General features: G+C 55.4%; 12 protein-coding genes. 7 read left to right on the top strand and 5 right to left on the bottom strand.

The window, feature by feature from the left end:
• Nucleotides 1–2 precede the first annotated feature (2 nt).
• Nucleotides 3–347, top strand: a complete 345-nt coding sequence (locus tag F8562_RS14085) for a gamma-glutamylcyclotransferase (protein WP_004098039.1) — start codon at nt 3–5, stop codon at nt 345–347.
• Between the two features lie 131 nt (nt 348–478).
• Here F8562_RS14085 and ppa read toward each other — a convergent pair whose 3' ends face one another.
• Complete coding sequence (gene ppa / locus F8562_RS14080; protein WP_004098041.1) at nt 479–1,006, bottom strand: inorganic diphosphatase; 528 nt, start codon at nt 1,004–1,006, stop codon at nt 479–481.
• Nucleotides 1,007–1,409: 403 nt separating this feature from the next.
• Here ppa and ytfQ point away from each other — a divergent pair, with 403 nt between their 5' ends.
• From ytfQ to yjfF, 4 genes are all read left to right on the top strand, one after another.
• Nucleotides 1,410–2,366: a galactofuranose ABC transporter, galactofuranose-binding protein YtfQ gene (ytfQ, locus tag F8562_RS14075; protein WP_004098043.1), complete on the top strand. Its 957-nt coding sequence runs from the start codon at nt 1,410–1,412 to the stop codon at nt 2,364–2,366.
• A gap of 110 nt (nt 2,367–2,476) precedes the next feature.
• The gene (gene ytfR, locus F8562_RS14070) at nt 2,477–3,979 is read left to right on the top strand and encodes a galactofuranose ABC transporter, ATP-binding protein YtfR (protein ID WP_014837206.1); all 1,503 of its coding nucleotides are present in this window, start codon (nt 2,477–2,479) and stop codon (nt 3,977–3,979) included.
• A 10-nt stretch (nt 3,980–3,989) separates the two neighbouring features.
• Nucleotides 3,990–5,015, top strand: coding sequence for a galactofuranose ABC transporter, ATP-binding protein YtfT (gene ytfT, locus F8562_RS14065; RefSeq protein ID WP_014837207.1), 1,026 nt, complete (start codon nt 3,990–3,992; stop codon nt 5,013–5,015).
• Nucleotides 5,002–5,988: a galactofuranose ABC transporter, permease protein YjfF gene (gene yjfF / locus F8562_RS14060; RefSeq protein ID WP_004098052.1), complete on the top strand. Its 987-nt coding sequence runs from the start codon at nt 5,002–5,004 to the stop codon at nt 5,986–5,988. The genes ytfT and yjfF overlap by 14 nt, the downstream gene beginning before the upstream one ends.
• A 44-nt stretch (nt 5,989–6,032) precedes the next feature.
• On the opposite strand, the gene fbp is transcribed toward yjfF, so the two are convergent.
• Nucleotides 6,033–7,031, bottom strand: coding sequence for a class 1 fructose-bisphosphatase (gene fbp, locus F8562_RS14055; protein WP_004098053.1), 999 nt, complete (start codon nt 7,029–7,031; stop codon nt 6,033–6,035).
• Between the two features lie 175 nt (nt 7,032–7,206).
• On the opposite strand from fbp, the gene mpl reads away from it, so the two are divergent.
• Together mpl and F8562_RS14045 are read left to right on the top strand one after the other, a co-directional pair.
• A complete protein-coding gene (gene mpl, locus F8562_RS14050) occupies nt 7,207–8,580 on the top strand; it encodes a UDP-N-acetylmuramate:L-alanyl-gamma-D-glutamyl-meso-diaminopimelate ligase (RefSeq protein WP_014227646.1) in 1,374 nt (457 codons plus the stop codon).
• A 64-nt stretch (nt 8,581–8,644) separates the two neighbouring features.
• Nucleotides 8,645–9,190, top strand: a complete 546-nt coding sequence (locus F8562_RS14045) for a GNAT family N-acetyltransferase (protein ID WP_014227647.1) — start codon at nt 8,645–8,647, stop codon at nt 9,188–9,190.
• A gap of 291 nt (nt 9,191–9,481) precedes the next feature.
• Here F8562_RS14045 and F8562_RS14035 read toward each other — a convergent pair whose 3' ends face one another.
• The 3 genes from F8562_RS14035 to F8562_RS14025 all read right to left on the bottom strand — a co-directional run bounded on the left by F8562_RS14035 (nt 9,482) and on the right by F8562_RS14025 (nt 13,866).
• Nucleotides 9,482–10,690, bottom strand: a complete 1,209-nt coding sequence (locus F8562_RS14035; RefSeq protein WP_014227648.1) for an aldose 1-epimerase family protein — start codon at nt 10,688–10,690, stop codon at nt 9,482–9,484.
• A 327-nt stretch (nt 10,691–11,017) separates the two neighbouring features.
• Entirely contained in the window at nt 11,018–12,160 is a 1,143-nt protein-coding gene (locus tag F8562_RS14030; protein ID WP_014837210.1) for an iron-containing alcohol dehydrogenase, read from the bottom strand.
• A gap of 194 nt (nt 12,161–12,354) precedes the next feature.
• The gene (locus tag F8562_RS14025; protein ID WP_004098061.1) at nt 12,355–13,866 is read right to left on the bottom strand and encodes a CoA-acylating methylmalonate-semialdehyde dehydrogenase; all 1,512 of its coding nucleotides are present in this window, start codon (nt 13,864–13,866) and stop codon (nt 12,355–12,357) included.
• Between the last annotated feature and the right edge of the window lie 2 nt (nt 13,867–13,868).

Raw genomic sequence — 13,868 nt, 5'->3', positions numbered from 1 at the left:
CAATGCGAATATTTGTTTACGGCAGTTTACGACGCAAACAAGGCAACAGCCACTGGATGACCAACGCTCAGTGGCTGGGCGATCATAGTGTCAATGATTATCAACTGTACAGCCTGGGCCACTATCCAGGCGCGGTGCCCGGCGATGGCACGGTACATGGTGAGGTCTATCGTATTGACGCATCGACGCTGGCTGAATTGGATGCGCTGCGTACCAAAGGCGGCGAGTATGCTCGTCACCTGATCCAGACGCCCTACGGTAGCGCCTGGATGTATGTCTATCAGCGCCCCGTTGAGGGCTTCACGCTGATAGAAAGCGGCAACTGGTTGGATAAAGACCAGTATTAATAACGATAACGCCACCTTCGGGTGGCGTTGTTTTTTGTGGCGTTGGGTGCTGTCGCCGGCTCGGGCATGGATCAACGGCCAAAAAAACACCGCCCGGAGGCGGTGTTTTTGCGAACCTGAGTGCGGCTGAATTACTTCTTAGCGCGCTCGAAGGAAGCCACGATTTCAGCTTTCGCCGCTTCAGCGTTGTCCCAGCCGTCAACCTTAACCCATTTGCCCGCTTCGAGGTCTTTATAGTGCTCGAAGAAGTGGGTGATCTGCGCTTTCAGCAGTTCCGGCAGGTCGTTCACATCTTTAATGTGATCGTACTCTTTGCTCAGCTTGGTGTGCGGTACCGCAACCAGTTTCGCATCTTCACCGGATTCGTCGGTCATTTTCAGCACGCCAACCGGACGGCAGCGGATGACTGAACCTGGCTCCAGCGGGTACGGCGTTGGGACCAGAACGTCAACCGGGTCGCCGTCCAGGGACAGGGTGTGGTTGATGTAGCCGTAGTTGCACGGATAGAACATTGCCGTGGACATGAAACGGTCAACGAACAGTGCACCGCTCTCTTTGTCGACTTCGTATTTGATAGGATCTGCGTTCGCCGGGATCTCGATCACGACGTAGATGTCTTCCGGCAGATCTTTGCCCGCAGGTACGTTGAGTAAGCTCATGTCTGTTTCCTTTAAAATGTATGGCAAACAAGTGCCCGGTATTATAGCCAACTCACATCGAATGTCTTCGCTTCTTTTTCCCCAGAACGGGTGGGTGGAGTCTGAATTTTTCAGCGTAAGACAGCCTGAAAATCCATAAACATAGCCGCATACTGAATAAAATTATGTAACCGTTTTCATTGCATATGCTTGATATCTCAAAGTGTGCAAAATTTCGTCATAAACGGCGAAGCTCGCGCGGCTCGCGAAGCCTCACCGGCTCTCCGCTGGTGAGATGGCCGCCGATTAACATCTAATTAACTTTTTTGAAGTGTGATGTAACGCATTCAGTTACATCTCCGATTGTCTATAGTTTGTCCGCAGGTGAGGCTTTAACCAACAATAACCCTACGAGGATCCTCTTATGTGGAAGCGCTTACTTCTTGTCACAGCAGTTTCCGCAGCTATGTCGTCTATGGTCATGGCTGCCCCTCTTACCGTAGGTTTTTCGCAGGTCGGTTCTGAATCCGGCTGGCGTGCGGCCGAAACTAACGTCGCGAAAGAGGAGGCCGCGAAGCGCGGCATCACTCTGAAGATTGCCGACGCGCAACAAAAACAGGAAAACCAGATTAAAGCCGTACGCTCCTTTATCGCTCAGGGCGTCGATGCCATCTTCATCGCGCCGGTCGTGGCGACCGGCTGGGAGCCGGTACTGAAAGAAGCGAAAGAGGCCAAAATCCCGGTATTCCTGCTCGACCGCTCAATTGATGTTAAAGACAAAGATCTCTACATGACCACCGTTACCGCGAACAACGTGCTGGAAGGCCAGCTGATCGGCGAGTGGCTGGTCAAAACCGTCGACGGTAAGCCGTGTAACGTTGTTGAACTGCAGGGCACCGTAGGGGCCAGCGTGGCGATTGACCGCAAGAAAGGCTTCGCTGAGGCCATTTCTAAAGCCTCTAATATCAAAATTATCCGCTCCCAGTCCGGCGATTTTACCCGCAGCAAGGGCAAAGAAGTCATGGAGAGCTTTATCAAAGCGGAAAACAACGGCAAGAACATCTGCATGGTTTACGCCCATAACGACGACATGGTGATTGGCGCCATTCAGGCGATTAAAGAGGCCGGGCTGAAGCCGGGCAAAGATATCCTCACCGGCTCTATCGACGGCGTGCCGGATATCTATAAAGCGATGATGGCCGGCGAGGCCAATGCCAGCGTCGAACTGACGCCGAATATGGCCGGTCCGGCGTTCGATGCGCTGGAGAAATACAAAAAAGACGGCACCCTGCCTGAAAAAGTCACCATCACCAAATCGACCCTCTACCTGCCGGATACGGCGAAAGAAGAGTTAGAGAAGAAGAAAAATATGGGCTACTGAGTAGCCGAATGACAGGTTCACCGCCGCCTCCGGGATGTCCCCGGTCGCTAAAGCGCGGCTGATTTCCCTCTCCTCCCATCGGGGAGAGGGCAAAGGTGAGGGGGGAGAGCATGAACGGCGAATTACATCAGGAAATCCTTCGTACTGAAGGGCTTAGCAAATTTTTCCCCGGCGTGAAGGCGCTGGATAACGTTAATTTTAGCCTGCGCCGGGGCGAAATCATGGCTCTGTTAGGCGAAAACGGCGCGGGTAAATCCACCCTGATCAAAGCGCTGACCGGTGTCTATCATGCCGATCGCGGGGCCATCTGGCTGGAAGGGCGGGAGATCGCGCCGAAAAATACCGCTCACGCCCAGCAGCTGGGGATCGGCACCGTCTATCAGGAAGTGAACCTGCTGCCTAATATGTCGGTGGCGGACAATCTGTTTATCGGCCGCGAGCCCAGACGCTTTGGCCTGCTGCGGCGTAAAGAGATGGAAAAGCGCGCCACCGCGCTGATGGCGTCCTACGGTTTTTCTCTTGATGTCCGTGAACCGCTGAACCGCTTTTCGGTGGCGATGCAGCAGATTGTCGCGATCTGCCGGGCGATCGACCTGTCAGCAAAAGTGTTAATTCTTGATGAACCGACCGCCAGCCTGGATACCCAGGAGGTGGAAATGCTCTTTACCCTGATGCGCCAGCTGCGCGATAGCGGGGTCAGCCTGATTTTCGTCACCCACTTCCTCGACCAGGTGTATGCCGTCAGCGATCGCATCACCGTGCTGCGTAACGGCGGTTTTGTCGGCTGCCGGGAAACCCGCGAGCTGCCGCAAATTGAACTGGTGAAGATGATGCTGGGCCGTGAGCTGGAGCATAACGCCCTGCAGCGCGCGGGCCGCACCCTGCTGAGCGATAAGCCGGTGGCCGCCTTCGAAGATTTTGGCAAAAAAGGCACCATCGCACCGTTTAGTCTGCAGGTCCGTCCCGGTGAAATCGTCGGCCTGGCGGGGCTGTTAGGCTCGGGACGTACGGAAACGGCGGAGGTAATCTTCGGCATTAAACCCGCCGACAGCGGCAAAGCGTGGATCAAAGGCAAGCCGCAAACCCTGCGCTCGCCGCATCAGGCATCCTGCCTCGGGATCGGCTTCTGTCCGGAAGATCGTAAAACCGACGGCATTATCGCCGCCGCCTCGGTGCGGGAAAATATCGTTCTCGCGCTACAGGCGCAGCGCGGCTGGCTGCGGCCGATTGGTCGGCGCGAACAAAATGAGATTGCCGAACGTTTCATTCGCCAACTGGGTATTCGTACCCCCAGCGCTGAACAGCCGATCGAATTTCTCTCCGGCGGTAATCAGCAGAAGGTGCTGCTCTCCCGATGGCTGCTGACGAAGCCGCAGTTCTTGATCCTTGATGAACCGACTCGCGGTATTGACGTTGGCGCCCACGCTGAAATCATCCGCCTGATTGAAACCCTGTGCGCCGATGGTCTGGCGCTGCTGGTCATTTCTTCAGAGCTGGAAGAGCTGGTGGGTTACGCCGATCGGGTGATTATCATGCGCGATCGCCAGCAGGTGGCGGAGCTGGCTCTGAGCGAGCTCTCCGTGCCGGCGATCATGAACGCTATTGCGGCATAAGGAGTAACCGATGATGCCTCAATCTGTTCCGAAAACCGGCCAGCCGAAACGGCGCTTTAACTGGCCAAAAGGGATGCCGCAAATTATTGCGCTGCTGCTGGTGCTGGTCGTTGACAGCCTGGTCGCCCCGCATTTCTACCAGATCGTGCTCCAGGACGGGCGACTGTTCGGCAGCCCGATAGATATTTTGAACCGCGCCGCGCCGGTGGCGCTGCTGGCGATTGGCATGACGCTGGTTATCGCCACCGGCGGGATTGACCTCTCCGTCGGAGCGGTGATGGCGATTGCCGGCGCAACGGCGGCGTCAATGACCGTGGCGGGGCACAGCCTGACGGTTGTGCTGCTCGCATCGCTGGGGGCCGGCGCGCTGGCCGGGCTGTGGAACGGCATTCTGGTGGCGGTGCTGAAGATCCAGCCGTTCGTCGCCACGCTGATCCTGATGGTCGCCGGACGCGGCGTGGCGCAGCTGATCACTTCCGGGCAGATCGTCACCTTTGACTCTCCGCATCTGGCGTGGCTCGGCAGCGGATCGCTACTGCTGTTCCCGACGCCGGTGATAATCGCCATCGTGACGCTGGCGCTGTTCTGGCTGTTTACCCGCAAAACCGCGCTGGGGATGTTTATCGAAGCGGTGGGGATTAACATTCGTGCGGCGAAAAACGCCGGGGTAAATACCCGCATCGTCGTGATGTTGGCCTACGTGCTGAGCGGCGTTTGCGCGGCGATTGCCGGCATTATCGTTGCGGCGGATATTCGCGGCGCGGATGCCAATAATGCCGGGCTATGGCTGGAGCTGGACGCCATCCTGGCGGTGGTTATCGGCGGCGGCTCGCTGATGGGCGGGCGTTTTAACCTGCTGCTCTCGGTCGTCGGGGCGCTGATTATCCAGGGGATGAATACCGGGATCCTGCTGTCAGGATTCCCGCCGGAGCTTAATCAGGTAGTCAAAGCGGTGGTGGTGCTGTGCGTACTGATCGTCCAGTCGCCGCGCTTTATCAGCATACTGAAGGGGATGCGCGGCCATGATAAAACGTAATTTACCGTTAATGATTACCCTCGCGGTCTTCGTACTGGGATACCTTTACTGCCTGACCCAGTTTCCCGGCTTTGCCTCGACGCGGGTGATCTGCAATATCCTGACCGACAATGCCTTTCTTGGGATCATCGCCGTCGGCATGACCTTCGTGATCCTCTCCGGCGGGATCGATCTGTCGGTCGGGTCGGTGATCGCCTTTACCGGCGTATTTCTCGCTAAAGCGATCGGTTTCTGGGGGATTTCGCCGCTGGTGGCGTTTCCGCTGGTGCTGGTGATGGGCTGCGCCTTTGGCGCGTTTATGGGCCTGCTTATTGATGCGCTGAAGATCCCGGCGTTTATCATCACCCTCGCCGGGATGTTTTTCCTGCGCGGCGTCAGCTACCTGGTCTCGGAAGAGTCGATTCCCATTAATCATCCGGTGTATGACGCGCTGTCAGGACTGGCATGGACCATCCCCGGCGGCGGGCGTCTGAGCGCGATGGGGCTGTTGATGCTGCTGGTGGTGATCGGCGGAATTTTTATGGCCCACCGCACCCGCTTTGGCAATCAGGTTTATGCCATCGGCGGTAATGCGACTTCGGCGAACCTGATGGGGATTTCCACGCGGAGCACGACGATCCGCATTTATATGCTCTCTACCGGGCTGGCGACGCTGGCGGGGATCGTTTTCTCCATCTATACCCAGGCGGGCTATGCGCTGGCGGGCGTTGGCGTTGAACTGGACGCGATTGCATCGGTGGTTATCGGCGGTACGCTGTTGAGCGGTGGGGTGGGGACGGTTCTCGGCACGCTGTTTGGCGTCGCCATTCAGGGGCTGATTCAAACCTACATCAACTTCGACGGTACGCTGAGTTCATGGTGGACCAAGATCGCTATCGGTATCCTGCTGTTCATCTTTATCGCGCTGCAGCGCGGCCTGACGGTGCTGTGGGAGAATCGGCAGAGTTCGCCGGTGACAAGGGTGGGGCACTGACTGAAGGATTTCCCCTCCCGTAAGGCGGGAGGGGAAGAGGCGGGTTACGCGTCCGGGAACTCTTTAATAAAGTTTTCGACGTCTTCAACCATATGGTTGTTGCCGACGAAGAAAGAACGGCGCTGATGCAGGCTTTCCGGGATGATATCCAGAATACGCTCTTTACCATCGCTGGCCTTACCGCCCGCCTGTTCCGCAAGGAACGCCATTGGGTTGCATTCGTACAGCAGACGCAGTTTACCGTCCGGGTGGCTGGCGGTGCTCGGATAGAGATAGATGCCGCCTTTAAGCAGGTTGCGGTGGAAATCCGCCACCAGAGAGCCGATGTAGCGTGAGGTATACGGGCGCTGGGTCTCTTTATCTTCTTCCTGGCAGTGCTTAATGTACTTCTTCACACCCATCGGGAACTTAATGTAGTTACCTTCGTTAATCGAGTAGGTGTTGCCTTTTTCCGGGAAGCGCATGCGCTCCTGACACAGGCAGAAGACGCCAAGGGAGGGGTCATAGGTAAAGGCGTGGACGCCGCAGCCGGTGGTGTAAACCAGCATCGTCGAGGAGCCATACACCACATAGCCCGCAGCGACCTGTCGGTTGCCCGGTTGCAGGAAATCTTCTTCGGTAACGGGGGTGCCCACCGGCGTGACGCGGCGGTAAATAGAGAAGATCGTGCCAACAGAGACGTTAACGTCGATGTTAGAAGATCCATCCAGCGGGTCCATCAGCACCACGTATTTGGCGTGTTCGCATCCTTCAAAGACGACGATCTCATCTTCTTCTTCAGAGGCGATCCCGGCAACAATATCGCGTGCTCGCAGTGCGGCTTTCAACTTTTCATTGGCAAACAGGTCGAGTTTTTGCTGAACCTCGCCCTGAACGTTTTCAGCACCGCTGGCACCCAGGATATCGACCAGGCCGGCCTTGTTGATATCGCGGTGGATGATCTTGGCGCCTAACTTTATCGCCGACAACAAAGCAGTAAGCTCGCCGGTTGCGTGAGAGAACTCGTGCTGCTTTTCGACAATAAATTCACCTAACGTTTTCATAACCCGTTCCCTGCATGTTTATGTGAAGTAAAACGAACATAACAATCTTAACAAAGAATAAAAAAAGTTCGCACTGGTGAATCGCGCCAGCAAAATACGGATTCGCCTGAAATGCATTTCTTTCCCCCCCAACATCCCGGTAAACTGTGCTTCAGATAAGAGAAGGAAATGACGAATGCGCATTCATATTTTAGGAATCTGTGGCACGTTTATGGGGGGGCTGGCGATGCTGGCGCGTTCCCTCGGTCATGAGGTAACGGGGTCGGATGCGAACGTCTATCCGCCAATGAGTACCCTGCTGGAAAACCAGGGAATTGAGTTAATTCAAGGATATGATGCCAGCCAGCTGGATCCGCAGCCGGACCTGGTGATCATCGGTAACGCAATGACGCGCGGAAACCCGTGCGTGGAAGCGGTGCTGGAAAATAATATCCCTTACATGTCCGGTCCGCAGTGGCTGCACGATTTCGTGCTGCGCGATCGCTGGGTGCTGGCGGTTGCCGGAACGCACGGGAAAACCACCACTGCCGGCATGGCGACCTGGATCCTCGAAGCCTGCGGCTACAAGCCGGGCTTTGTTATCGGCGGCGTTCCGGGCAACTTCGATGTTTCCGCGCGCCTCGGCGACAGCCCGTTCTTCGTGATTGAAGCCGATGAATACGACTGCGCTTTCTTCGATAAACGTTCCAAATTTGTTCATTACTGCCCGCGCACGTTGATTCTCAATAACCTTGAATTCGACCACGCGGACATCTTTGACGATCTAAAAGCTATTCAGAAGCAATTTCATCATCTGGTGCGTATTGTGCCGGGCAAAGGCAAGATTATCCTGCCGGAGAACGACATCAATTTGAAGCAGACGATGTCGATGGGCTGCTGGAGCGAGCAGGAGCTGGTTGGCGAACAGGGGCACTGGCAGGCGAAAAAGCTCACCACCGATGCTTCCTCCTGGGAAGTGTGGCTGGACGGCGAGAAAGTCGGCGAAGTGAAGTGGGCGCTGGTCGGCGAGCATAATATGCATAACGGCCTGATGGCCATCGCCGCCGCCCGGCATGTCGGCGTGCTGCCTGCCGATGCGGCCAACGCGCTGGGCAGCTTTATCAACGCCCGCCGCCGTCTGGAGCTGCGCGGCGAAGCCAACGGCGTGACCGTATACGATGATTTCGCCCACCACCCGACGGCGATTCTGGCGACCCTGCAGGCGCTACGCGGCAAAGTTGGCGGTACCGCGCGTATTCTTGCCGTGCTTGAACCCCGTTCTAACACCATGAAAATGGGCATTTGCAAAGACGACCTGGCGCCGTCTCTCGGTCGCGCGGACGAGGTCTTCCTGCTGCAGCCGCAGCATATCCCGTGGCAGGTTGCTGAAGTGGCTGACGCTTGCGTACAGCCTGCACACTGGAGCGCCGATGTCGATGCGCTGGTGGATATGATTGTTAAAACCGCCCATCCTGGCGACCACATTCTGGTGATGAGCAACGGTGGATTTGGCGGCATTCATCAGAAGCTGCTCGATAAGCTGGCGAAAAAAGCCGAGGCGGCCGAGTAGGCTATTCTCCTCGTTTATCCGCTCTCCGCGTGAGGGCGGATAGTTTTTGTGGCCAGGAGGGTTCATGTTGAATTCAGAAAGAGTGACCTCTACCGATTCCGCGCATTTTCCCGCGCTTGATGCGCTGTACGGCAGGGCCTTCCCGTGGCACGAGCAGCGTGAAGCCGAGGCTAAGCAGCAGGCGCTTGATAATCCGCATTATGAACTGGAAGCCTGGTTCGATGATGGCCAGTTTATTGGCCTGAGCGGCTGCTGGCGGTTTGCTGACTATCGCTACGTTGAACATCTGGCCATCGACGATACCTTGCGATCGCGCGGCTACGGCAAGCGGCTGTTAGCTGAAATACTTCAGCGCGCGCCGCTGACCGTTCTGGAAATCGATCCGCTGACCAGCGAAGTTGCCCATAAGCGCCTGCGCTTTTATCAAACCATGGGCTTTTGCGCGAATCCCTGGGCGCATCGCCATCCGACCTATCATCAAGGCATCGCCGATCATGAACTGATCGTGTTGAGCTATCCGCAGCCGATTAATGAGGCGCAGTACCAGCGCTTTGCGCAGGATTTGCGTTTGGTGGTCATGGAGCAGGCTGGCGCGGTCAAGGTTTTGTAGCCCGGACAAGGCGCGTCAAGCGCCGCCTCCGGGAAGCAGCGCGCAATGTCACCTCCGCTGTTCTCCCGGCTCGCGCTGCGCTTAGCCGGGCTACGGGTTTACCGTCGTCTGCGGGCCGGTAGTCCGGACAAGGCGCGTCAAGCGCCGCCTCCGGGAAGCAGCCCGCAATGCCACCTCCGTTTTCTCCCGGCTCGCGCTGCGCTTAGCCGGGCTACGGGTTCAGCGCCGTCTGCGGGCCGGTAGCCCGGGTCAGGCGTTACGCCGCAACCCGGGATGGGCTCAAAGCTTACGCTACTCCTTCGCGATAGGCGTTTCGTCTTCCGCTACTTTGGTATCGCCCTGAATGGCAGCGATTTTCTTCTCCACGTCGGCAACCTGCTCGCTGCTGTGCAGCAGCGTATAGGTCAGATCAAACTGGGTGCTTGCCCCGGGCTGAAGCTGCTTAACGCGTTTTTGCTCGCGCTCGATGGTTACCGGATAGGCGTAGCTGGTACCCGGCTCAATACCGGTCACGTAACCCTGTTTCTCGGTATCGGTGTTTTTCCACAGCGTCAGCACCGGCAGCTGGCGGGTATCAAACTGAATCGATGCCCCTTTGTCGCCGGCTTTGTTGACCACCGCGGCCAGCGTTTGATGATTTTCGTCCGCCAGCGGCTGCATGTTAAACACCATTTCATCGAAATCTTTGGTTGGACCGGCGTAGGTTTGCCAGGTTTTTAAGCCGGCTTTGGCGTAGTCATTGAACGGGCTGATGCTGGCGATCGGCGCCATAAAGCGGGCCCCCTCTTCGAGGATCGGCTTGCCAAAGTTGCTGTGATAGATAATCTGATAGTCATGCGGATAGTCAGCATGGTTGGTTAAGACATCGTGCAGGCTGAAGCTGTTGCTGCCGGGTACATAGCGCAGCTCGGTCATGGTCTGCAGATCCGCTTTCTTAAACGTGCTCTCCTTCACCAGCCCGCGAACGCGAATTTCATACGGCGCGGTGTCCGCGACTTCCACTTCCACCTGTGAAGCCGGCGTGTTGCCGACCTTGCCGTGCAGGGTATAAATCTGTCCGTCTGCGGTTACCGGGTGGCCGGTCCATTCATAGCCGCAGCGCACCATCATTTCATTGAAGCCTTCCAGCCAGCCCAGCCCGTTGCGGCTTTCGAGGTTAATAAAGGCCGGGTTGACCACCTCTTTTACCGGTGAGTCCCAGCCCATCCGTGAACCAAAACCTTCGATTTTCAGCAGATTCATGCCGCGAGTCGGGCTCAGGGTAATCGTCAGGCCGTCTTTGCTGTGGATTACGAGGATTTTGCTGCCTTCCTGTTTCCCGCCGTGAAGGACTTTTTGCTCAATGCTGAAGTTATGATCTTTTATCTTCAGCTGGTCGCTGGTTATCTGCCAGTTTCCTTTATCCATGCCGCTTTCAGCGCTTGTCAGCACCCATGTTTTCGCGACTACTGGCCCAGAAACAAGCATGGCAATTGCTGTTAAAGCTAATGTTTTTTTCATTTTTTAACCCTTTTGCTGAATCGATTGTGTTGCTGATGCAGGAAATTTAGTTGTAAGTGGATTATGAAAATGTGAAGTGTCTCACCTGGTGAGAAAACGGCCGTTTTTATATTTTTAAATGAGATTTAAATCGCTTTTTTTAAGTAATTATAAAAGTTGTTGCTAAAAAAATGTGAATCAGGATGATTTTAGCTTTAACGATTCAGCTATTACTGGCTACGGCTATGATGAAGCCTTTAGAAACGACAGGGCCGCCGGGCTTTAGTGGCCCAGGCGGCCCTGGTTGAAGCGGCTTTATCGTTTAAAAAAAACGCAGCGGGGAGGTTATCAAGCGCCGTAGAACGCTTTGGTATAGAGCCCTTTGACATCCTGAACGGACGGATAGTTAGGATTCGTTAATGTGCAGGGATCGTCAACGGCATGGTGACTCATTCTGTCGAGGACGTTCACAAAGGTGATTTCATTGATTTCAACTTCGCCGCACTGGCTTAGCGTTTTCGGCACGCCCAGACGTTGATTCAGCGCGTTGATCGCTTCAATCAGGTTTTTGATGCCTAACGCCGCTTCCAGCTGACGATATTTTTTGGTGAACTTCGCATTATATTGAATGATATAAGGCAGCATAATCGCGTTTGCCAGACCGTGGGTAATACCAAACTCGCCGCCAATCTTATGCGCCATTGAATGAACTAACCCCAGCGAGGCGTTGGTGAAGGCGATTCCCGCCAGCGCAGAAGCATTGTGCATATGCATGCGGGCGTTTAAATCATCAGGTGAGCGCCAGGCGATTTCCAGATACGTAAACACCAGCCGAATCGCTTCTACCGCATAGGGGTCAGTAAACGAGTTGGCCGCGGTGGAGACATAGGCTTCAATGGCGTGGGTCAGAACGTCCATTCCGGTATGAACGGTAACGTGCGGCGGCATTTTTGCCGGAATGGTGGGGTCGAGAATGGCGATATCCGGTACCAGATCGGCGGCAACAATCGGGTATTTGATATGATTTGCCGTGTCGGTGATCACCGAAAATGCGGTGATCTCAGAGGCGCTGCCGCTGGTGGAAGGGATCGCCACAAATCGGGCTTTATTGCGTAGCGCCGGCATGGAACCGACCGGGAGAATATCCTCGAACTTCAGCTGCGGATGCTCGTAGAAACACCACATTACTTTTGCGGCATCAAGCGCGGAGCCGCCGCCAATCGCCACTATCCAGTCCGGTTCAAAAGCCTGCATCGCTTTTGCGCCGCGCCAGACGGTTTTAATGGACGGATTGGGTTCGACATTATCGATAATAATGCACTCCATACCCGCTTTATTAAGTTCGCTGACGGCTTTATCCAGAAAGCCAAAACGCTTCATGGAACTTCCGCCAGTGACTAACGCGGCTTTTTTGCCGCTCAGCGTGGAAAGATGTTCTAAAGCATTTTCGCCATAAATAATACTGCGAGGAATTGAGAAGGCCTGGGTCATAGGAAACTCCATTTAATATTAAGGATTTTTTTAGTGTGCATTCGTCATTTACGATTCAGCGACACGTGCAGAGTAAAAAAATCGAATTAATGCTCCAGATATTGCCTAAGCAATATCTGGAGGGAGTTGACCGTCATACTTCGAGCGGCTGGTGCGTTGACTGCAACTTGAATTATTTGGGGTATTAGCGGCGTTTAAATCGTACCGTCCCAGGAGTCGACTTTTTCGCGTTTCGCTTCCTCTTCATCAAACCAGCGCGAGGTCACGCATTTTGATTCGGTGTAGAAACGGACGCCGTCTTTGCCCAGGCAGTGCAGGTCGCCGAAGAAGGACTGCTTATGGCCTGAGAACGGGAATACGCCGACCGGCACCGGGATACCGACGTTGATACCGACCATGCCGCCGTGGGTGCGTTTCTGGAATTCGCGGGCGTAGTAGCCGCTTTGGGTGAAAATAACCGAGCCGTTGGCAAACGGGTTATTGTTCATAAGTTGCAGACCTTCCTCGAAGGTTTTGACCCGCTTAAAGCACAGCACCGGCCCGAAAATTTCCTGCGTGCCGACGCTCATCTCTTCGGTTACGCGATCCAGGATGGTTGGCCCGACGTAGAAGCCATTTTCCTGGCCCGGCACCTGAATAGCACGACCATCGAGCACCAGCTTTGCCCCCTCCTCAATGCCTTTATTAATCCAGTTGATGACCGATTGCTTATGATCTTTAGAAATCACCGGACCCATATCGGTATCGCGCAGATAGCCGGGGCCGATTTTCAGCTGTTTGGCTTTCTCGACGACGGCGGCAATCAGCTTATCAGCGATCTCTTCCTGCACCACGACAACCGGCAGCGCCATGCAGCGTTCGCCCGCGCAGCCAAACGCGGCGTTGATAATCCCCGCTGCGGTACGGTTAATTGGCGCATCGGCCAGCACCAGGGCATGGTTTTTCGCTTCGCACAGCGCCTGAACGCGCTTGCCGTGAGCGGCGGCTTTGGAGTAAACGTGCAGACCCACGGAGGTTGAGCCGACGAAGGAGACGCCGTTGACGTCCGGGTGGGTCAGCAAGATATCGGCTTCATTGCGTGAGCAGGTCACGACGTTAATCACCCCATCCGGCACACCTGCTTCCTGATAGAGTTTGGTGATTTCCATACAGGTCATCGGCGTCATACTGGCCGCTTTAATCACCATGGTATTACCGGAGGCGACGCATAATGGCGCCATCCATCCCATCGGGATCATTGCCGGGAAGTTAAACGGCACAATACCGGCGAACACGCCAATTGGCTCACGATAAAGGTTGGTGTCGATCCCGGCAGAGGCGTCCATCAGGTTTTCACCGGCCATGAGAGTGGGAATCGAGCAGGCAAGCTCGGTACCTTCTTTCGCTTTTAATACATCGCCCTGGGCGTCGCCCCAGGCTTTACCGTTTTCTTTTGCCACCAGCTCGGTTAAGCGGTCCTGATGCTGGATTAATAATTCGCGAACGCGGAACATAATTTGCGAGCGTTTAATGGCCGGCGTATCTGACCACGCCGGAAAGGCTTTGCGCGCCGCGGCAACGGCATCCAGCACTTCTTGCTCGGTGCAGCAGGGGGCCTGAGCCATGACTTCCCCGGTACTTGGGTTATAGACGTCCATATAGCGTTCGGTCTGCGATACGCGCCATTGACCATCAACGAAATATTTCAGCCTTGGTACAGTAGTCATAT

This window comes from Klebsiella sp. RCJ4 (assembly GCF_009025755.1).
Classification (GTDB): domain Bacteria; phylum Pseudomonadota; class Gammaproteobacteria; order Enterobacterales; family Enterobacteriaceae; genus Klebsiella; species Klebsiella michiganensis.
This window is presented reverse-complemented; position numbering and strand designations above follow the sequence as displayed.